We start from the raw sequence: 276 nt of genomic DNA on the forward strand, positions 1-276 counted from the left end.
CACCCGCAATAACGTCGTTTTCGGTGGCTTCCGGGTTACGAATCGCTTCGATATTGAGCAGTGGCTGATCCGGTGGGCCGGAGAACAGCAGCTCACCTTTACGCACAATCAGATCCTGACCATAGGCATGGAAGCGCCCTTCAGGAATATTGATCTGGCCGTTCAGACCCAGACCCTGCTTGTCCTGCGCGACTTTCAGATCCCCCGTCAGTCTCGCCTTCAGCCCAAACGCATCCAGACGCACGTTATTGCCGACGTGAACGGTGAGGTTACTGT

1 protein-coding gene is annotated in these 276 nt (G+C 55.8%); it reads right to left on the bottom strand.

What is annotated here, in order from left to right; genetic code table 11:
• Positions 1–276 (bottom strand): translocation/assembly module TamB domain-containing protein (locus ACPYOI_RS36180; protein ID WP_481424184.1); only part of this gene is annotated, 276 nt, incomplete at both ends.

Source organism: Rhizobium sp. SVR5-2C, assembly GCF_056755115.1.